General features: G+C 32.6%; 17 protein-coding genes. All 17 read left to right on the plus strand.

The features are described from left to right. The first annotated feature begins 223 nt into the window (after positions 1–223). The 17 genes from ACTG48_RS04170 (at position 224) to acsV (ending at position 20,814) form a co-directional block, all read left to right on the plus strand. Complete coding sequence (locus ACTG48_RS04170) at positions 224–790, plus strand: DapH/DapD/GlmU-related protein (protein WP_479918218.1); 567 nt, start codon at positions 224–226, stop codon at positions 788–790. A gap of 127 nt (positions 791–917) precedes the next feature. After that, positions 918–1,829 (plus strand): bifunctional enoyl-CoA hydratase/phosphate acetyltransferase, encoded by a 912-nt coding sequence (locus tag ACTG48_RS04175; protein WP_021383475.1) that lies wholly within the window; start codon positions 918–920, stop codon positions 1,827–1,829. A 605-nt stretch (positions 1,830–2,434) separates the two neighbouring features. Beyond that, positions 2,435–4,354 (plus strand): anaerobic carbon-monoxide dehydrogenase catalytic subunit, encoded by a 1,920-nt coding sequence (gene cooS / locus ACTG48_RS04180; RefSeq protein ID WP_021383498.1) that lies wholly within the window; start codon positions 2,435–2,437, stop codon positions 4,352–4,354. A 289-nt stretch (positions 4,355–4,643) separates the two neighbouring features. Further along, positions 4,644–5,423, plus strand: a complete 780-nt coding sequence (locus tag ACTG48_RS04185) for an ATP-binding protein (RefSeq protein WP_021383484.1) — start codon at positions 4,644–4,646, stop codon at positions 5,421–5,423. A 238-nt stretch (positions 5,424–5,661) separates the two neighbouring features. Further along, entirely contained in the window at positions 5,662–7,338 is a 1,677-nt protein-coding gene (locus ACTG48_RS04190; RefSeq protein ID WP_021383446.1) for a formate--tetrahydrofolate ligase, read from the plus strand. Between the two features lie 92 nt (positions 7,339–7,430). Then, a complete protein-coding gene (locus tag ACTG48_RS04195) occupies positions 7,431–8,063 on the plus strand; it encodes a cyclodeaminase/cyclohydrolase family protein (protein ID WP_021383524.1) in 633 nt (210 codons plus the stop codon). 91 nt (positions 8,064–8,154) lie between these two features. Continuing rightward, positions 8,155–9,027: a bifunctional 5,10-methylenetetrahydrofolate dehydrogenase/5,10-methenyltetrahydrofolate cyclohydrolase gene (locus ACTG48_RS04200; protein ID WP_021383453.1), complete on the plus strand. Its 873-nt coding sequence runs from the start codon at positions 8,155–8,157 to the stop codon at positions 9,025–9,027. 36 nt (positions 9,028–9,063) lie between these two features. Then, positions 9,064–9,738 (plus strand): methylenetetrahydrofolate reductase C-terminal domain-containing protein, encoded by a 675-nt coding sequence (locus ACTG48_RS04205; RefSeq protein ID WP_021383443.1) that lies wholly within the window; start codon positions 9,064–9,066, stop codon positions 9,736–9,738. A gap of 35 nt (positions 9,739–9,773) precedes the next feature. Beyond that, on the plus strand, positions 9,774–10,655 hold the full coding sequence (locus ACTG48_RS04210) for a methylenetetrahydrofolate reductase (protein WP_021383473.1): 882 nt from the start codon (positions 9,774–9,776) through the stop codon (positions 10,653–10,655). A gap of 43 nt (positions 10,656–10,698) precedes the next feature. Further along, positions 10,699–12,084 (plus strand): dihydrolipoyl dehydrogenase, encoded by a 1,386-nt coding sequence (gene lpdA, locus ACTG48_RS04215; protein ID WP_021383534.1) that lies wholly within the window; start codon positions 10,699–10,701, stop codon positions 12,082–12,084. A gap of 54 nt (positions 12,085–12,138) precedes the next feature. Continuing rightward, positions 12,139–12,909: a carbon monoxide dehydrogenase accessory protein CooC gene (locus ACTG48_RS04220; protein ID WP_021383511.1), complete on the plus strand. Its 771-nt coding sequence runs from the start codon at positions 12,139–12,141 to the stop codon at positions 12,907–12,909. Between the two features lie 19 nt (positions 12,910–12,928). Beyond that, positions 12,929–13,873 carry an acetyl-CoA decarbonylase/synthase complex subunit delta gene (gene acsD / locus ACTG48_RS04225; RefSeq protein WP_021383503.1) on the plus strand — a complete coding sequence of 315 codons (945 nt, stop codon included), beginning with the start codon at positions 12,929–12,931 and terminating at the stop codon, positions 13,871–13,873. A 30-nt stretch (positions 13,874–13,903) separates the two neighbouring features. After that, positions 13,904–15,271 (plus strand): acetyl-CoA decarbonylase/synthase complex subunit gamma, encoded by a 1,368-nt coding sequence (acsC, locus tag ACTG48_RS04230; protein ID WP_021383529.1) that lies wholly within the window; start codon positions 13,904–13,906, stop codon positions 15,269–15,271. A gap of 49 nt (positions 15,272–15,320) precedes the next feature. After that, the gene (gene acsE, locus ACTG48_RS04235) at positions 15,321–16,127 is read left to right on the plus strand and encodes a carbon monoxide dehydrogenase/acetyl-CoA synthase methytransferase subunit (RefSeq protein ID WP_021383485.1); all 807 of its coding nucleotides are present in this window, start codon (positions 15,321–15,323) and stop codon (positions 16,125–16,127) included. 56 nt (positions 16,128–16,183) lie between these two features. Continuing rightward, positions 16,184–18,310 (plus strand): acetyl-CoA decarbonylase/synthase complex subunit alpha/beta, encoded by a 2,127-nt coding sequence (acsB, locus tag ACTG48_RS04240; RefSeq protein WP_021383474.1) that lies wholly within the window; start codon positions 16,184–16,186, stop codon positions 18,308–18,310. A gap of 86 nt (positions 18,311–18,396) precedes the next feature. After that, positions 18,397–18,774 (plus strand): glycine cleavage system protein GcvH, encoded by a 378-nt coding sequence (gene gcvH / locus ACTG48_RS04245; protein ID WP_003418363.1) that lies wholly within the window; start codon positions 18,397–18,399, stop codon positions 18,772–18,774. A gap of 111 nt (positions 18,775–18,885) precedes the next feature. After that, the gene (acsV, locus tag ACTG48_RS04250) at positions 18,886–20,814 is read left to right on the plus strand and encodes a corrinoid activation/regeneration protein AcsV (protein WP_021383466.1); all 1,929 of its coding nucleotides are present in this window, start codon (positions 18,886–18,888) and stop codon (positions 20,812–20,814) included. The last annotated feature ends 24 nt before the right edge of the window (positions 20,815–20,838 follow it).

The raw sequence follows: 20,838 nt of genomic DNA on the forward strand, positions 1-20,838 counted from the left end.
GTTAATCATCCTTTACTAACTTATTTATTAATATAATTATATCAACTTTTATGCTTTTTACGTATATTTAAGTATTTAATATAGGTATTTGATATAGGAGAAGTTGTATATTACACTAAAAGAAGTAATTATATTGCTTATAAAGTTAAATAAACTAATTTTTATTGAAATATTATTTAGAAAATACAAATAAATTAAAGTTTATATTGAAAGGATGTATAAAATGAATATCAATGAATTTTTAACGCATGTCAATCAAAGAAAACCTGTTTCTAGTGAATCAGAAATACATGAATTTATGGTTAAGTTAAGTAATGAGGCAATGAAAATAACAAGTAAGTTAAATTCTTCTTATCATGAACCAGAAGAAGTGCGTAGTTTGTTTTCTGAGTTAATTGGTAAGAAAGTAGATGAATCATTTTTTATGTTTCCACCATTCTATACGGATTGTGGAAAAAATATTACTATAGGAAAGAATGTTTTTATAAACAGCAGTTGTCATTTTCAAGACCAAGGTGGTATTGAGATTGGAGATAATACTCAAATTGGTCATAATGTGGTATTAGCTACACTTAACCATGGTATTGTACCAGAGAAACGTAGTACAACTTATCCTTCTCCAATTATAATAGGAAAAAATGTATGGATTGGTGCTAATGTAACTATTGTTTCTGGAGTTACTATTGGTGATAATGCAATTATTGCTGCTGGAGCAGTTGTAACCAAAAATGTTGCAGAAAATACTATTGTAGGCGGTGTCCCTGCAAAGATTTTAAGAGTTATTGATTAAATCCCAGAATAAAATATTAAACTATCTTTTAGTTATACAAATTTTTTATAACATAAAAAATAAATTGAGAAAAGGTATAGCAAATATGGTATTATTTAGTTAAATATATATAAGGGAGGGGTTACTTTTGATAAAAAAATTAGATGATATTTTAGAGCAACTTAAAGGAGGAGAGAAAATAGTTCTCTCTGTGGCAGCAGCTCATGACAAAGAGGTTTTGATGGCAATAAAGGATGCTGTAGAAAGAAATATAATTACTCCTATATTAGTTGGAAATGAAGCAAAAATAAGAGAAATATCAAAAGAAATAGGATTTGATTTAAATGGTATCAAAATAGTGGATAAGGATGATATCAAAGACTGTGCAGAAATAGCAGTTAAATTAGTATCAAGTAAAGAAGCTGATTTTGTAATGAAAGGATTGTTAGATACATCAGTTATCTTAAAAGAAGTGTTAAACAAAGACTATGGTCTTAGAACTGATAGTTTATTAAGTCATGTTATGGTATATGAGCTAGAAAAATACCATAAATTACTTATAACTACAGATGGAGGAATGAACATAGCACCTGATTATGAACAAAAGGCAAAAATATTAAAAAATTCAATAAAAGCTGCAAAAGCTTTAGGTATGGAAACTGTAAAAGTTGCATGCTTAGCAGCTAAAGAAAAAGTAAATCCTAAGATGCAGGCTACTGTAGATGCAGATATGTTAGCAAAAGCTTGCAAAGAGGGAGAGTTTGGAGATAACGTAATAGTAGAAGGACCTCTAGCTTTTGATTTAGCGGTTTCAAAAGAAGCTAGTGAAATAAAAGGATTTAAGAGTGAAGTATCTGGTGATGTTGATATTATGTTGGTTCCAACAATAGAGGTTGGTAATGGAATAGGGAAAGCCTTTACATATATGGCGGATTCTAAATCAGCAGGTATAATTATGGGTGCAAAAGCTCCTATAGTTTTGGTATCAAGAGCTGATTCACATGAATCTAAATTATACTCTATTGCATATGGAGCTATTGTAGCTAAGAGCATGAAATAAAATCAAGAGTATGAAATAAATGAATAAAAATAGAAAAAGCAGTCAAAATGTCTAAATTAATGCGATATTAAAAAAATTTTATATAAAAAATAATTATAGCTTCAAATGAATATATACAAATGTTCAATTTGAAGCTATAATTAATATTAAAGTAGGAAAAATGAAAAAATTCAAAAAAATTAGTCCAAAAAATGCTATTCTAAGAAGTTTTTACTAATTAAGTTTAGGGAGTAAAAATCTGTAACAAGTCCAAAAAGTAATGAAAAATAATAAATACACAATCAATATATAAAAACAAAAAATGACTAGAAATAATTCAAACTTGATTTAAAAAAAATCAAAACGTAATTTAATTAAACTAAAGTATCAAAAAATAGGTTTAGGTATTAAAAAATAGCCTAAAACAGGCAGTAAAATTAACTTAAATTAGGTACCAAAAATTAAATTTTTATGTATTATCTAATTTTGTTAAAAAAATATTTAAATCTAAAGCAAAGTACTGAAAATTAGTATATAATCAACTTAGAAAGCATTTATTTTATTATTTTATGACATGAAGTCAGTCACCTGGGGGATTTTAAAAATCAAAAAAAGGGGATAGGAATATGGATGAAAAAATGTTAACAATTGATTTAAACAGCCAGAAGATGATAGCAAAAGCTAGAGAAGAAGGCGTAGAAACAATGTATGATAGAAAAGAAGGCTTTAAGGCACAATGTGGTTTTGGTCTTCAAGGTGTTTGTTGTAGAATATGTGGAATGGGACCATGTAGAATAAGTCCAAAGACTCCAAGAGGGTTATGTGGAGCAGATGAACACACTATAGTAGGTAGAAACTTTGCAAGAATGGTTGCTGGTGGGACAGCTGCCCATTCAGACCATGCTAGAGATATAGCACATACATTAGCATTAGCTGATCCAAATGGAAACTATAAAATAAGAGATGAAGCTAAGTTAATAACTTTAGCTAAAGAATGGGATGTAGAAACAGAAGGTAGAGATATCTATGATGTAGCACATGAAGTGGCAGAAATTGCATTAATGGAATTTGGAAAACCTTTTGGGACATTAAGATTTATAAAAAATGCGCCAGAGCCAAGACAAAAAATATGGAAAGAATATGCTATAGAACCAAGAGCTATAGATAGAGAAATTGCAACAATAATGCACTCTACTCATATAGGATGTACTGGTGATATAGACAGTTTAATACACATGAGTCTTAGAACTTCTATGGCTGATGGTTGGGGTGGTTCTATGATAGGTACTCGTCTAAGCGATATCTTATTTGGAACTCCAGTGCCAAGAAGAACAGAGGCTAACTTAGCAGTATTAGAAGAAAATAAAGTTAACATAATATTACATGGACATGAGCCAGCATTATCAGAAATGATAGTTTTAGCTTCAGAAGAGCCAGACTTAGTAGCTTTAGCTAAAGAGGTTGGAGCAGATGGAATAAACTTAGCTGGTATGTGTTGTACAGGTAATGAGATTACAATGAGACATGGTGTAAGAATAGCAGGAGACTTCCATCAACAAGAACTTGCAATAATAACTGGAGCAGTTGAAGCTGTAATAGTTGACGTTCAATGTATATTCCCTGCATTAGCTAGAGTTGCAGATTGTTACCATACTAAATTTGTAACAACTTCTCCAAAAGCTAAAATAACAGGTTCAACTTATATTGAATTTAGAGAAGAACAAGCACTTGATGATGCTAAAGCAATAGTTAAAGAAGCTATTTTAAACTTTAAAAATAGAGATAAATCAAAAGTACTTATACCTGAATTAAAATCAGGAGCAACAGTTGGGTATAGTGTAGAAGCAGTAGTAAACCAATTAGATAGAGTTGTAAACTCTCATATAGACCCAGCAGGAACAGTTAAGCCATTAACAGACTGTTTAAAATCTGGAGTATTAAGAGGAGCAGCTGGTGTAGTTGGATGTAACAATGCTAAAGGAGTTTCAAATGAGGCTCACGTAACAATAATGAAAGAATTAATCAAAAATGACATAATAGTAGTTACTACAGGATGTGGTGCTTCAGCAGCAGCTAAATTTGGTTTAATGGAAACTGATGCAGCTGAAAAATATGCAGGTAAAGGTCTTGCAACTGTCTGTAAATTAGTAGGAATCCCACCAGTACTACATATGGGTTCTTGCGTTGATATAAGCCGTATACTAGATTTAGTTGGAGCAGCAGCTAATTACTTAGATATGGATATGTGTGACCTTCCAGTTGTAGGTATAGCTCCAGAGTGGATGTCAGAAAAAGCAGTTGCTATAGGATGTTATGTTGTGGCTTCTGGTATAGATACTTATCTAGGAATAATGCCTCCAATAACTGGTTCTTCAAGAGCAGTAGATATCTTAACTAGTGAATTAAAAGATAAAGTTGGTGCAACATTTACTGTAAACACAAATCCAAAAGAATTAGCAGCTACAATAATAGAAGATATAGAGAAGAAACGTGTTCACTTTGAAGCATTAGTTGAAGAAAAAATGGCAGAAAAAGCTGAAGCTTAAGAAATAAAAAAATCATAGAAAAAACGATTTTATAAACAAGTTTATGGTTGAATAAAGTCAAATATTAAAGTAAAGAGTATCAAAATACAATGAATATACTGAATAAATAAAATATAAACAATATAATGAAGAATAATAAAACTATACATGCTGCTTTGAAAAGCTAGTAAGGTAAATGTAATTGGTTCCTGTAAGAACTAGCTGTAGTTTATTTTTAGTGTATAAAAAAATAATTAACTATAAAAATTGACTACATAAAAAGCAAATAGAAATAAAGGTGGTAAGGATTATGAAGATAGCAATAACAGGTAAAGGTGGAGTAGGTAAAACGACTTTTTCTTCAATGCTCTCTAGGATGTTTGCTGAAGACGGATACAGAGTTGTTGCTGTTGACGCCGACCCGGATGCTAATTTAGCTTTAGCACTAGGTTTTCCAAAAGAAGTATATGAATCAATAGTACCTATATCAGAAATGAAGAAATTAGTTTCAGATAGAACAGCTGCTTCTGTAGGTTCATTTGGAAAAATGTTTAAGATGAATCCTAAAGTGGACGATATCCCTGAAAATTTCTGTAAAGAATATAATGGAGTAAGATTACTTACATTAGGAACAGTAGATTCTGGTGGCACTGGATGTGTATGTCCAGAGCATGTTCTTTTAAAAAGATTATGTTCACATTTAATACTACAAAATAAAGATGTAGTTGTTATGGATATGGAAGCAGGAATTGAACATTTAGGAAGAGGAACAGCCCAAGGAGTAGATGCTTTTATAGTAGTTGTAGAACCAGGAGAAAGAAGTCTGCAAACATATAGAAAAGTTAAAAAACTTGGACATGATATAGGAGTAAATAAGGTATTTGTTGTAGGAAATAAAATTAGAAATAAAGAAGATGAAGAATTTATAATCAAAAACTTAGAAGATGGAGAATCTTTAGGATTTATTTATTATAATCAAGATGTTATAGATTCTGATAGAGCTAATCAATCTCCATATGATTCTAGTGAAACAACAAAAGCACAAATTAAAGCAATAAAAGATAAATTAATGTCATTTAAAGATAAATAGAATTTTGATTTGGGATTTTAGGTTGGTTAAAGGTTAGACATAGGTAATAGATAGGTAATAAATAAGTAATTAGATAAATAACTAGCTATTAAGTTTGAATATTTTAATAGCTTAGTAGCTAGTTTTTAAGCAATTTTACATGTATAATTATCTTATAAAATATAATTTTTACATATTAATACAATTTTTAGAAAAATTATATTTTAAATCTATTTAGGTTGTGGGAGGAGATTCAGTTATGGGATTTAAATCTGATATTGAAATAGCTCAAGAAGCTAAACCTCAAGATATTAGAGAGGTTGCAAAAAAATTAGGACTAGGTGAAGATGATGTAGAACTTTATGGTAAATATAAAGCCAAAGTTGACTACAATCTACTAAAAAGAGACACTGGTAAAAAAGCTAAGTTAATATTAACTACAGCTATAAACCCAACTCCAGCAGGTGAAGGAAAAACTACTACTACTATAGGTGTTGCTGATGCATTTGCTAAGTTAGACAAAAATGTACTAGTTGCTTTAAGAGAACCATCTCTAGGACCAGTATTTGGTGTTAAAGGTGGAGCAGCTGGTGGAGGATATGCACAAGTTGTTCCTATGGAAGATATAAACTTACACTTCACAGGCGATTTCCATGCTATAGGAGCTGCTAATAACCTTTTAGCTGCTATGCTTGATAACCATATTCACCAAGGAAATGCTCTTAGAATAGACCCTAAGAAAATAACTTGGAGAAGATGTGTAGACATGAACGATAGACAACTTAGAAATATCGTTGATGGTATGGGTAAAAAAGGTGATGGAGCAGTTAGACAAGACGGATTTGATATAACTGTTGCTTCTGAGATAATGGCAGCATTCTGTTTGGCAAGTGATATATCTGACTTAAAAGAAAGATTAGGAAACATAATAGTTGGATATAGCTACGAGGGTGACCCTGTAACAGCTAGACAATTAAAAGCTAATGGTGCAATGGCTGCATTATTAAAAGATGCTTTAAAACCAAACTTAGTTCAAACTCTTGAAGGAACACCATCATTTGTACACGGTGGACCATTCGCAAATATAGCTCATGGATGTAACTCTGTTATAGCTACAAGAATGGCTATGCACTTTGCTGATTATGTAATAACTGAAGCTGGATTCGGTGCTGACCTTGGAGCAGAAAAATTCTTAGATATAAAATGTAGAATGGCAAACTTAAAACCAGATGCTGTTATAATAGTTGCTACTGTAAGAGCATTAAAATACAATGGTGGAGTTGCTAAAGCAGACTTAAATAACGAAAACCTAGAAGCTCTTGAAAAAGGACTTCCAAACTTATTAAAACATGTTGAAAATATAACTCAAGTATATGGATTACCAGCAGTTGTTGCAATAAACAGATTCCCACTTGACACTGAAGCTGAACTTAAACTTGTTGAAGACAAGTGTAAAGAATTAGGTGTAAATGTTGCTCTTTCTGAAGTATGGGCAAAAGGTGGAGAAGGTGGAGTTGCAGTAGCTAAAGAAGTTTTAAGATTATTAGATGAAGAAGAAAATAACTTTAGATTCTGCTATGAAGATGATTTATCTATAAAAGACAAGATAAATGCTATAGCTACTAAGATTTATGGAGCAGATGGTGTAGATTATACTCCAGAAGCTGATAAAGAAATAGCTAACTTAGAAAAACTTGGATTTACTAAGGTTCCAGTATGTATGGCTAAGACTCAGTATTCTTTAACTGATGACCAAACTAAATTAGGTAGACCAACAGGATTTAGAATAACTGTAAGACAAGCAGCAATTTCAGCAGGAGCTGGATTTATAGTTGCACTTACTGGAGAAATCATGAAGATGCCAGGATTACCAAAAGTTCCAGCAGCAGAAAAAATAGATGTTGATGAAAACGGAGTAATAGCTGGATTATTCTAAGCACATTAATTTATAAATAAAGAGTAGGAAATATCTTAAAATAGCTCGAATAATTTGAGATATTTTCCTACATCCTTTCAAGGAGGATTATAATGAAAATAGCAGATAAAACTTGTGTTGATTTTGTAGAAGTACTATCTTCTAAAGAAGCAGTACCAGGTGGCGGTGGAGCAGCTGCACTAGTTGGTGCAATTGGTATGGCCCTAGGCAGTATGGTCTGTAATCTTACAATAGGAAAGAAAAAGTATGCTGAGTATGAAGAAAGTGTAAAAGAGATATTAAGTAAAGCTGGAAAACTAGAAAAAGATTTATTAAAAATGATAGATGATGATGCAGAATGTTTCTTACCATTATCGAAAGCTTATGGGCTTCCTAAAGAAACAGAAGAAGAAAAAAGAATAAAAGCAGAAACAATGGAAAAAGCACTCAAAGTTGCTTGTGAAGTACCATTAAATATAGTAAGAGTTTGCTATGAAGCTATTAAGTTACATGAAGATTTAGTTGATAAAGGTTCAAGACTTGCTATAAGCGATGTTGGTGTAGGAGTTCAATGTTTAAGAGCTGCTATACTTGGTGGACAATTAAATGTAGTTATAAATATAAATTCTATACAAGATAAAGAATATGTTAATAAGGTAAAAACAGAGGTAGATAAATTAGTTGAAGACGGCGTAAAGACTTGTGATGAAGTTTATGCTAAAGTTGAAAAAGCTCTTGGAAAATAATTTTTAAATGACGAAAGTAAATACTATGTTGTTAATATGTGGTATATAGAATAAATGAATTTAAGTTTGCTTGTAGGGGAGTTGTGAATATATGGAAGGAATGTCAACTAAAGGACAAATTATAAAAGGAAAACCTGTAGCTGATAAAATTAGTGAAGAGTTAATAAAAGAAGTTGAGTTATTAGTTAAAGAAGGTATAAGTCCTAAACTAACAATAGTTAGAGTTGGAGCAAGAAGTGACGATTTGTCATACGAAAGAGGCGCACTAAAAAGATGTCAAAACATTGGTATAACAACAGAAGTGTTAGAATTAGCTGAAGATATAACTCAAGAAGAATACATTGATGTATTAAAGAGAGTTAATGATGACAAAAATGTTAATGGTATATTATGTTTTAGACCTCTTCCAAAACACTTAAATGAAGAAGTTATAAAATATGTTATTGCACCAGAAAAAGATGTAGACTGTTTTAGTCCAATAAACTCTGCTAAAGTCATGGAAGGTGATAAGAGTGGATTCCCACCATGTACTCCTACAGCAGTAGTGGAAATATTAAAACATTATAATGTTGATTTAAAAGGAAGTAAGGTAACAGTTCTTGGAAGATCAATGGTTGTTGGGAAGCCAGTATCAATGCTTTTATTAAGTGAACATGCAACTGTTACAATATGTCACTCAAAGACTAAAAATTTATCAGGTGTAGCAGCAGACGCGGATGTATTAATAGCAGCTATTGGTAGAGCTAAGATGGTTGATGAAACTTTTGTTAAAGATGGGGCAGTAGTTATAGACGTTGGTATAAATGTTGATGAAGAAGGAAATTTATGTGGAGATGTTGATACAAATGCAGTTTTAGATAAAGTATCAATGATAACTCCAGTTCCAGCGGGGGTTGGTTCAGTTACAACATCTATACTTGCAAAACATGTAGTTAAAGCTTGTAAATTACAAAATAATAAATAGATATATATAAGTGGAAGGTTTAGGGGGGAAGTAGATATGATAATTTCTGAAAATAAACCATTAGAAGAAGTACTAGGGTACTTAAAGAATTTTGACAAGCTAGTTTTAGTTGGTTGTAATCAATGTGCAGCAACTTGTAAAAGTGGTGGAGAAGAAGAAGTTTTAAAAATGAAAGAAACTCTTGAAGGCGAAGGCAAAAAAATCTTAGGATATGTAATGCTTGACCCTGCTTGTAACCTTTTAAAGTCTAAAAAGGATTTAAAGGCTCTAAAAGAGGAGACTAAAGAAGCTGATGCAGTTTTATCTTTAGCATGTGGAGATGGTACACAGACAATAGTTAAGAACCTAAAAGATAAGCCAGTTTATCCAGCAAACAATACTTTGTTCATAGGGGAAGTACAAAGGGTTGGAGAATATGAAGAAGCTTGTAAAGCTTGTGGAGACTGTGAACTTGGTTGGACAGGTGGGATATGTCCAGTAACTATGTGTGCTAAAGGTCTTATGAATGGAGCTTGTGGTGGAGCTAAAAATGGTAAGTGTGAAGTAAATGCAGAGAATGATTGTGCTTGGATAAAGATATATGAAAGATTAGAAGCTATAGGACAATTAGGCAACTTAGCAGAAATAAGACCACCAAAAGACTACTCTAAGCAAAATAATCCAAGAAGTTTAAGTGCAAAGAAAAAGAAAGAAGCAGCAGCAAATTCATAAAAGTTTTTTTTAGAAGGTTAAAAGGGGGATTAGAGATGAGCTTATTAAGAGAAACATTAGAAAGTGGAAAATTTGCAGTTACTACTGAGATGGCTCCTCCAAAAGGGACTGACCTTTCACATTTAATAGAATGTGCAAAGCCATTAGTTGGAAGGGTTCATGCAGCAAATGTAACAGACTTTCAATCAGCAGTTATGAGAGCAACTTCTCTTGCTACATGTAAATTACTAAAAGATGCTGGATTAGAGCCAGTTATTCAAATAACAGGGAGAGATAGAAATAGGATAGCTATACAAGGAGAAATGTTGTCAGCAGGTGTATTTGGGATAAACAATCTGTTGGCACTAACAGGAGACCATACTAGCGTAGGAGACCATCCACAAGCTAAAGGAGTCTTTGATTTAGATTCTGTTGGGATACTTCAAACTGCTGAGACTTTAATGGCAGGTACGGACATGGCTGGTAATAAATTAAAAGGTTCTCCAGATTTTTATCTAGGAGCATCAGTAACTCCAGAATATTCTCCAATAGAAGTTCAATTATTAAAAATGCAAAAGAAAATAAAAGCGGGGGCTAAATTTTTCCAAACTCAAGCACTTTATGACATAAATACAATGAGAAAGTTTAGAGAATTAACAAGGGATATGGATTGCAAGGTATTAGCAGGGATAGTACCTTTGAAATCACCAGGAATGGCCAAATTTATGACTGCAAATGTACCAGGAATATTTGTTCCAGATGAACAAATCGAAAGATTAAGAGCAGTTGGAAAAGAAAACTGGGTAAGCGAAGGAATAAAAATGGCAGGAGAACTTATCAAACAATTAAAAGAAGAAGATTTATGTGATGGTGTTCATATAATGGCAATTGGGGCAGAAGAGAACATACCTGCTATACTAGATGCCGCAGGTTTATAGTATTTTAATATTGTAGATTATATAAGGTTTGGGGGAATTAAGGATGAAGATAGTAGTAGTAGGTGGTGGACCAGGTGGATATGTAGCAGCTATAAAAGCTTCTATGCTTGGTGCAGAGGTAACAGTTATTGAAAAAAGAAGAGTTGGAGGAACTTGCTTAAATGCAGGATGTATACCAACTAAAGCACTTCTTGCTTCTTCTGGAGTATTAAACACTGTAAGAGAAGCAAAAGATTTTGGTATAGAAATAGATGGAACAGTTACACCAAACTTCACTGCCATAATGGAAAGAAAAAATAAAGTTGTAAATCAATTAATAAGTGGGATAGAATTCCTATTTGAAAAAAGAGGCGTGAAACTAGTTAATGGTTTTGGAAAATTGATTGATAAGAATACTATAGAAGTAACAAAAGAAGATGGAACAGTAGAAACTATAAAAGCTGACAAGATAATACTAGCAAATGGTTCTGTTCCAGTTGTACCAAGAATGTTCCCATATGATGGAAAAATAGTAATAACTAGTGATGAAGTTCTTGGACTTGAAGAGATACCTGAGTCTATGTTAATAGTAGGTGGTGGAGTTATAGGATGTGAGATAGGGCAGTTCTTTAGAGCCTTAGGAACAGAAGTAACTATAGTTGAGATGGTTGACCAAATACTATTAAATGAAGATAAAGATGTAGCTAAACAACTACTTAGACAATTTAAGAAAGATAAGATTAAAGTTATCACAGGTATTGGAGTACAAACTTGTGAAGTAGTTGATGGTAAAGCTGTTGCAACTCTTTCTAATGGAAAGGTTATAGAAGCACAATATGCACTAGTATGTGTTGGTAGAAGACCTAACCTTGATAATTCTGGAGTAGAAGATATAGGAATTGAAATGGAAAGAGGAAAAGTAGTAGTTAATGAGCATCTTGAAACTAATGTAGAAGGTATATACGCAATAGGCGATATAATAGATACTCCTTTCTTAGCACATGTTGCTTCTAAAGAAGGTATCGTAGCAGTTGAAAATGCTTTAGGTAAGACTAAGGTAGTAGATTACAGAGCAATTCCAAGATGTGTTTATACAGAGCCTGAAGTTGCTGGTGTTGGAAAAACTGAAAAACAACTTGAAGCTGAAGGTGTAGAATACAATGTAGGTCAATTTGACTTTAGAGGTCTTGGAAAAGCACAAGCTATAGGACATTTCCAAGGATTTGTAAAGATTATAGCTGATAAAGAAACAGATAAAATAATAGGTGCAGCAGTAGTAGGACCTCATGCTACAGATTTATTAACAGAGTTGTCACTAGCTGTTCATCTAGGATTAACAGTAGAACAAGTAGGGGATGCAATACATCCACATCCAAGTTTATCAGAAGGACTAATGGAAGCTCTTCACGATGTACATGGTGAATGTGTTCATTCTGTACCTAAATTATAATACGTAAACAGAGTACATAAGGCTCTGTGGCTGATTTAAGGGGGAAGTCTTAAAATGGGATACAATATAGCTGTTGCAGGAAAAGGTGGAACTGGTAAAACAAGTCTCACAGGGCTTTTGATTGATTATTTGGTTAAGGACAATAAGGGACCAGTATTAGTTGTAGATGCTGATGCCAATGCTAATATAAATGAAGTATTAGGTATCGAAGTTGAAGCAACGATAGGAGAAATAAGAGAAGAAGTAAATCAGAGAGAAAAGTTAGGCAATGCATTCCCTGGTGGTATGACAAAAGCACAATATCTACAATTTAGATTGAACTCTATAATTGAAGAAGGCGAAGGATATGACTTATTAGTAATGGGTAGATCAGAAGGTGAAGGATGTTATTGTTTTGTAAATGGAATACTTAGAGAACAAGTAAACAAAATATCTGGTCATTACAAATACTTAGTCATGGACAACGAAGCTGGTATGGAACATCTAAGTAGAAAAGTCACTAGACATGTTGACACACTTTTATTGGTTAGTGATTGCTCAAGACGTAGCATACAAGCTGTTGCTAGAATAAGAGATTTAGCTGAGGAACTAAAGTTAAATGTTGGAAGAATACTTCTAATTGTAAATAAAGTTCCAAATGGGGTTATGAATGATGGAGTTAAAGAAGAAATTGAAAAGCATAACCTAGAGTTAATCGGTGTTGTACCTATGGATGAATTGATATATGAATATGACTCTACAGGTATTCCTTTAGTTAATTTACCTGAAGATTCAAAATCTAAAGTGGCTATGAAAGAGATTTTTGCTAAATTAGAATTAAAATAGGTTTAAGGGGGAAAAAAATATGGCATTTAAAATGTCTACTCAAAAATATTCTGGAAAAATATCAGAAGTTGAAGTAGGAATAGGGGAAAAAGCAATTAAATTAGGTGGGGAAAATGTATTACCTTTTTATAGTTTTGATGGAGAAGTAGGGAATTCTCCAAAAATAGGTATACAAATATCAGACGTTTACCCTGAAAGCTGGACTGATTCATATAAAGAGTTATACAAAGATGTAGCTAATTGTCCAGTAGAATGGGCTAAATATGTTGAAGCTAATACACAAGCAGATTTTATTTGTTTAAAATTTGATGGTTCTGACCCAAATGGATTAGATAAGTCAGTTGATGAATGTGCTGATGTAGCTAAAGCAGTAGTTGAAGCAATAGAATTACCTTTAGTTGTAGCTGGTTCAGGAAATCATGAAAAAGATGGTAAATTGTTTGAAAAGTTAGCTCAAACATTAGATGGACATAACTGCTTATTTATGTCAGCAGTAGAAGATAACTACAAAGGAGTTGGAGCATCAGCTGGTATGGCTTATGCACACAAAGTTGGAGCTGAGTCTTCTGTTGATATAAACCTAGCTAAACAATTAAACGTACTGTTAACTCAATTAGGCGTTAAAGGCGAAAATATAGTTATGAATGTTGGATGTTCAGCAGTTGGTTATGGATATGAGTATGTTGCATCTACTATGGATAGAATTAGACTTGCAGCATTTGGTCAAAATGATAAGACATTACAAATGCCTATCATAACACCAGTAGCTTTTGAAGTAGGTCATGTTAAAGAAGCTATAGCTCCAATAGAAGATGAGCCAGATTGGGGTTGTCCAGAGGAAAGAACTATAGCAATGGAAGTTTCAACTGCAGCAAGTGTTTTAGTAGGTGGTTCAAACGCAGTTATACTTCGTCATCCAAAATCAATAGAAACTATAAAAGAATTGGTTAACGCATTAGCTTAATTAAATTGTTAAGGTTAGGGGGAAAAAATAATGGCATTAAAAGCTTTAGATATATTTAAATTAACACCAAAGAAAAACTGTAAGGATTGTGGATTCCCAACTTGTATGGCTTTCTCTATGAAGGTTGCTTCAGGAGCTGTAGAAGTAGGAAAATGCCCACACATGTCTGATGACGCTATAGCGAAATTGTCAGAAGCTACAGCACCTTTAATGAAAGCTTTAAAAGTTGGTACTGGTGCCTCTGAATATGAACTAGGTGGGGAAACAGTATTATTTAGACATGAAAAAACATTAGTAAGTAGAAATAGATATGCAGTTTCATTCTGTACTTGTATGAGTGATGAAGCAGTAGATTCTAAAATAGCTAACATGAAAAAAGTTGACTATGTAAGAATTGGTGAACAAATGAAAGTTGAAATGGTTGTTTTAGAGTACTGTGGAGACAAAGACGCATATTTAAAATTAATAGATAAAATAAAAGGCAGTGGATTAGAAGTAGCTTACATTTTAGCTTGTGATGATGCACAAGCAGTTAAAGAAGCTGTTGAAGTATTAAAAGATGCTAGACCAATGGTATATGGAGCAACTAAAGAGAACTACAAAGATATGATAGAAGTAGTTAAAGGAGCAAGTTTACCATTAGGTGTAAAAGCTGGTAGCCTAGAAGAATTATATGAAACAGTTGAATTAGTTCAAGCTGCTGGATACAAAGAATTAGTATTAGATGTAACTGGAGAAAACATAAAAGATACTTACACTAATGCTATACAAGTTAGAAGAATAGCTTTAAAAGAGCAAGATAGAACATTTGGATATCCTTCAATAGTATTTGCAAATAGATTATCTAATTCTAACCCTATGATGGAAATTGCTTTATCATCAATGTTTACTATAAAATACGGTTCTATAATAGTAATAGATGATATCAGTTACGCTAAGGCATTACCATTATTTGCATTAAGACAAAATATATACACTGACCCACAAAGACCAATGAGAGTTGAACCAAAGATTTACCCAATCAATAACCCAGATGAAAATTCTCCAGTATTAGTTACTGTTGACTTTGCATTAACTTACTTCATAGTTGCTGGAGACATAGAAAGATCAAAAGTTCCAGTATGGTTAGTAATACCAGATGCAGGTGGATATTCAGTTCTTACATCTTGGGCTGCTGGTAAATTTGGTGGAAATTCAATCTCTGCTTTCATTAAAGAAAGTAAAGTAGAAGAAGTAACTAATTGTAAAGACCTTATCATTCCAGGAAAAGTTGCAGTACTTAAAGGTGATATAGAAGACAATTTACCAGGATGGAGTGTAGTTATAGGACCAGAAGAATCTATGGAATTACCTAAGTTCTTAAAAGGATACCAAGAAAAAGCATGCCAAACAAACTAATAAAATATTAACTAACTATTAATATTAAATTTAAAGGGGGACATTATAAATGGAAAAATTTATGATTATAGGTGAAAGAATACACTGTATCTCACCTTCAATAAGAAAGGCATTAGCAGAAAGAGATCCAGCTCCAATATTAAAAAGAGCGAAAGAACAATTAGAAGCAGGAGCACATTATATAGATTTCAATATCGGACCTGCTGAAAGAGATGGCGAAGAAATAATGACATGGGGAATCAAATTACTTCAATCTGAGTTTAACAATGTTCCTATAGCACTAGATACAGCTAATAAAAAAGCTATTGAAGCTGGACTTAAAGTTTATGATAGAACTAATGCAAAACCAATAATAAACTCTGCTGATGCTGGTTCAAGATTTGATTTAATAGATATAGCAGCTGAATATGAATCAATGGTTATAGGCTTATGTGCAAAAGAAGGTATCCCAAGAGATAATGATGAGCGTATGGCTTACTGCCAAGAAATATTAGAAAAAGGCTTAATGTTAGGAATGGAACCAACTGATATACTATTCGACCCATTATGCTTAGTTATAAAAGGTATGCAAGAAAAACAAGTAGAAGTTTTAGAAGCTATAAAAATGATGACTGAAATGGGACTTTTAACTACAGGAGGATTATCTAACGTATCTAATGGATGTCCTAAACATGTTAGACCTGTTTTAGATAGTGCATTCTTAGCAATGGCAATGGCCAATGGATTTAGTTCAGCTATAATGAATCCATGTGACCCAGAATTAATGAAAACTGTAAAATCTTGTGACATAATCAATGGGGCATCTTTATATGCAGACTCTTTCTTAGAGTTAAATGAAGGTGGATTTGCTTTCTAGGGTTTTTAGGGTATAGTTAATAAAAAATAGGTATAAATATTAAAGGGGGAAATAGAATGAATCTATATAATATAATCTTTACAGGGTCAGAACAAGCTTTAGGTGCAGCTCAAGCTATGCTAGCTGAAGCTATAGAAAAAAATGGAAAAGAACATAAAGTTGCATTCCCTGATACAGCATATTCATTACCTTGTATATATGCTGCAACAGGACAAAAAATGAACACTTTAGGGGACTTAGAAGCTGCTTTAGAAGTAGTAAAATCTTTAATAAACAGAACTCATTTATTAGAACATGCTTTTAATGCTGGTTTAGCTACAGCTTTAGCTGCAGAAGTAATTGAAGCATTAAAATACTCAACTATGGATGCTCCATATAGTGAGCCATGTGCAGGTCATATAACTGACCCTATAATCAGATCACTTGGTGTACCACTAGTTACAGGAGATATACCTGGTGTTGCAGTTGTTCTTGGTGAATGTCCTGATGCTGAATCAGCAGCAAAAGTTATAAAAGATTACCAATCTAAAGGTTTATTAACTTTCTTAGTTGGTAAAGTTATAGACCAAGCGATAGAAGCTGGAGTAAAAATGGGTCTTGAACTAAGAGTTATACCTCTAGGATACGATGTAACTTCTGTTATCCACGTTGTATCTGTTGCAGTAAGAGCAGCATTAATATTCGGTGGATTAACTCCTGGTGATTTAAACGGATTATTAGAGTACACAGCTAATAGAGTTCCTGCATTTGTTAATGCATTTGGACCATTAAGTGAATTAGTTGTATCTGCAGGTGCTGGAGCAATAGCTTTAGGATTCCCAGTTGTAACTGACCAAACAGTTCTTGAAGTTCCAATGAACTTATTAACTCAAAAAGATTATGATAAGATAGTAGCTACTTCATTAGAAGCTAGAGGAATAAAAATAAAAGTTACTGAAATACCTATCCCAGTTTCATTTGCAGCAGCATTTGAAGGTGAGAGAATTAGAAAGAGCGATATGTTTGCTGAGTTTGGTGGAAATAGAACTGAAGCTTGGGAACTTGTTGTTAAGAAAGAAGCAGCAGAAGTTGAAGACCATAAGATAGAAATAATAGGACCAAATATAGATGAAGTTGAAGCAGATGGTGTATTGAGATTACCACTTGCTGTAATAGTTAAGATAGCTGGTAAAAACATGCAAGATGATTTCGAGCCAGTACTTGAAAGACGTTTCCACTACTTCTTAAACTATATAGAAGGTGTAATGCACGTTGGACAAAGAGATATGGCTTGGGTAAGAATCTCTAAAGATGCATTTGATAAAGGATTTAGACTTGAGCATATAGGAGAAGTTTTATATGCTAAGATGTTAGATGAATTTGAATCAGTAGTTGATAAGTGTGAAATAACTATAATTACAGATGCTGAAAAAGTTTCTGAATTAAAAGGTGAAGCAATAGCTAAGTACAATGCTAGAGATGAAAGATTAGCTTCACTAGTTGATGAAAGTGTTGATACTTTCTATTCTTGTAACTTATGTCAATCATTTGCACCAGCTCACGTTTGTGTTGTTACTCCTGAAAGACTTGGTCTTTGTGGAGCAGTTAGCTGGTTAGATGCTAAGGCTACTAAAGAACTAGACCCAACAGGTCCTTGTCAACCAATAGAAAAAGGCGAGTGCTTAGACGATAGAACAGGTGTATGGAATTCAGTAAATGAAACTGTAAACCAAATATCTCAAGGTGCAGTTGAAGCTGTTACACTATACTCTATATTAGAAGACCCTATGACTTCTTGTGGATGCTTCGAGTGTATCTGTGGTATAATGCCAGAAGCAAACGGATTTGTTGTAGTTAATAGAGAGTTCCCAAGTGTTACTCCAGTTGGTATGACTTTCGGAGAACTTGCTTCTATGACAGGTGGAGGAGTTCAAACTCCAGGATTCATGGGACATGGAAGACATTTCATATCTTCTAAAAAGTTTGCTTATGCAGAAGGTGGACCAGAAAGAATAGTTTGGATGCCAAAAGAATTAAAAGATTACGTAGCTGATAAATTAAATGCTACAGTTAAAGAAATGACTGGAATAGAAAACTTCTGTGATATGGTTTGTGATGAAACTATAGCTGACGATTCTGAAGGCGTATTAGCTTTCTTAGAAGAAAAAGGTCATCCAGCATTAGCTATGGAAAGTGTAATGTAATTGATGGAAAATTTAAAATAGTGTGATATAATATTAATATGATTTAAATAATTTAATCAATAATATAATATTGGGGGTCTATCGAAATGAAATTATTACCAGAATTAAAATACTCTAAAGATCATGAGTGGGTGAAAGTAATTGATGGAGATGTTGTATATATAGGTATAACAGATTATGCTCAAGATCAATTAGGAGAAATATTATTTGTTGAAACACCAGAAGTAGAAGATACTGTAACTAAGGGAGTAGATTTTGGAGTAGTTGAATCTTCTAAAGTAGCTTCTGATTTAATATCTCCTGTTAATGGTGAGGTATTAGAAGTTAATGAAAAATTAGAAGATGAGCCAGAATGTATAAATGAAGACCCATACGAAAACTGGATATTAAAAGTAAAACTAGCTGATGTTGCTGAACTTGATACGTTATTAAGTGATAAAGAATACGAGGCTGGATTAGAATAATTAAAGATTAGTATATTATTATAATTGGGGAAAGTATAGTAAAATTTGAGTGCACGCAAATTTAGCTATACTTTCCTTTTATAATATATAGAACAAATTGGGAGGGATAGTATGATAAAAGTAACTTTTACACCAAACAATAAAGAAGTTTATTGCAATGAAGGGGACGTATTATTAGAAGTTGCAAGAAATGCAGATGTATTTATAGATGCTCCTTGTAATGGAAATGTATCCTGTGGTAAATGTAAGGTAAAATTATTGAACGGGAAAGTTGACACAGAAAAAACAAGACATATAACGGATGACGAGTGGGAGCAAGGTTATATATTAGCTTGTTGTACAAAAGTAGTCTCAGATATAGAAATTGAAGTTCCTTCTAAACTATCATCTTCTATGCATGGTATGAAGATAGAAGGTAGTAATAAAAAAGAAGATAGAGAAATATTTGAAAGAGCTAAAAAGATAATTGAAGAGCATAATCTTCAATTTAAAACAAATATAAAAAAGAAATACATAGAAATGGAAGAGCCAAACCTAGATGATAATATAAGTGATGTAGATAGATTAGAGAGATACGTTAGAAATAATCTAGGATATAATGAAATAGATTTTAGACTAGATATACTTAGAAAGATGCCAACAGTATTTAGAAAGAGCGATTTTAAAGTTACAATAACATACGTCCAAAAACAAAAGAAGCTTACAATTATAAATATAGAAGAAGGCAACAAAGAAAATTCATTGTATGGAGTTGCAATAGATATTGGTACAACTTCAGTAGTTGTATGCCTAGTTGACTTATATTCAAAAGAAGTAGTAGACAAAGCATCTTCTGGAAATGCACAGATAAAATACGGAGCAGATGTTATAAATAGAATCATATATTCAACTAAGAAAAATGGATTAGAAACACTTAATAAAGCTATAGTTGAAGAAACTATAAATCCTCTATTGAAAACAATATACGAAAGAAATGGCATAAATAAAGAGGATGTAGTTACATTAGTAGCTGCTGGAAATACAACCATGACAAGCTTATTCTTAGGTGTGTATACAGACTTCTTAAGACAAGAGCCTTACATACCTCCATTTTTAAAATCTCCAAAACTTATGGGCGAAAATGTAGGTCTTTTCGTAAATGATAGTGCATATGTGTACTTAGCTCCATCTGTTGCAAGTTATGTAGGAGGAGATATAACAGCAGGTGTACTATCAGCAGGTATATGGTCAAGTGAAGAAAATGTTTTATTTATAGATTTAGGAACTAATGGAGAGATAGTATTTGGTAATCAAGATTATATGATGAGTTGTGCATGTTCAGCAGGACCTGCCTTTGAAGGTGGAGGTATAAGCTGTGGAATGAGAGCATCAGCAGGAGCAATAGAAAAAGTAACTATTGATAAAGAAACTTTAGAGCCAACTTTAAAGATTATTGATGAATGTGCTCCAGTTGGTATATGTGGTTCTGGTATAATTGATTTAATTTGCCAAATGATTACTAAAGGTGTAATAGATAGAAGAGGTAAGATATACAGAGATTTAGATAATAAGAGAGTTAGATTTAATGAGCATGAGATAGGAGAATATGTATTAGCATTTAAAGAAGAATTTGATTTAGAAAATGATATAGTAGTCAATGAAGTTGATATAGATAACTTCATCAGAGCTAAAGGAGCTATATATTCAGGTGCATATACTCTTGTAGATAGCTTAGGTATGGACTTTAGCATATTAGATAGAGTTTATATAGCAGGAGGTATAGGAAATAACTTAGACATAGAAAATTCAATAATTATAGGATTACTTCCTGATATTGAGAGAGAAAAATTCACTTATATTGGAAATAGTTCTCTTGTGGGTTCTTACTTAGCTCTTATAAGTAAAGATGCAAAAAATAAGCTTGAAGAAATAGGTAATCAGATGACTTATGTTGAACTTAGTGTATATCCAAGTTATATGGATGAATTTATATCTGCATGCTTCTTACCACATACAAATATAGAGCAGTTCCCAACAGCAAAAAGATTACTTGAAGAGTAAAACATAACTTAAAAGGAATAAATT

This window comes from Clostridioides sp. LIBA-6822 (assembly GCF_056688955.1).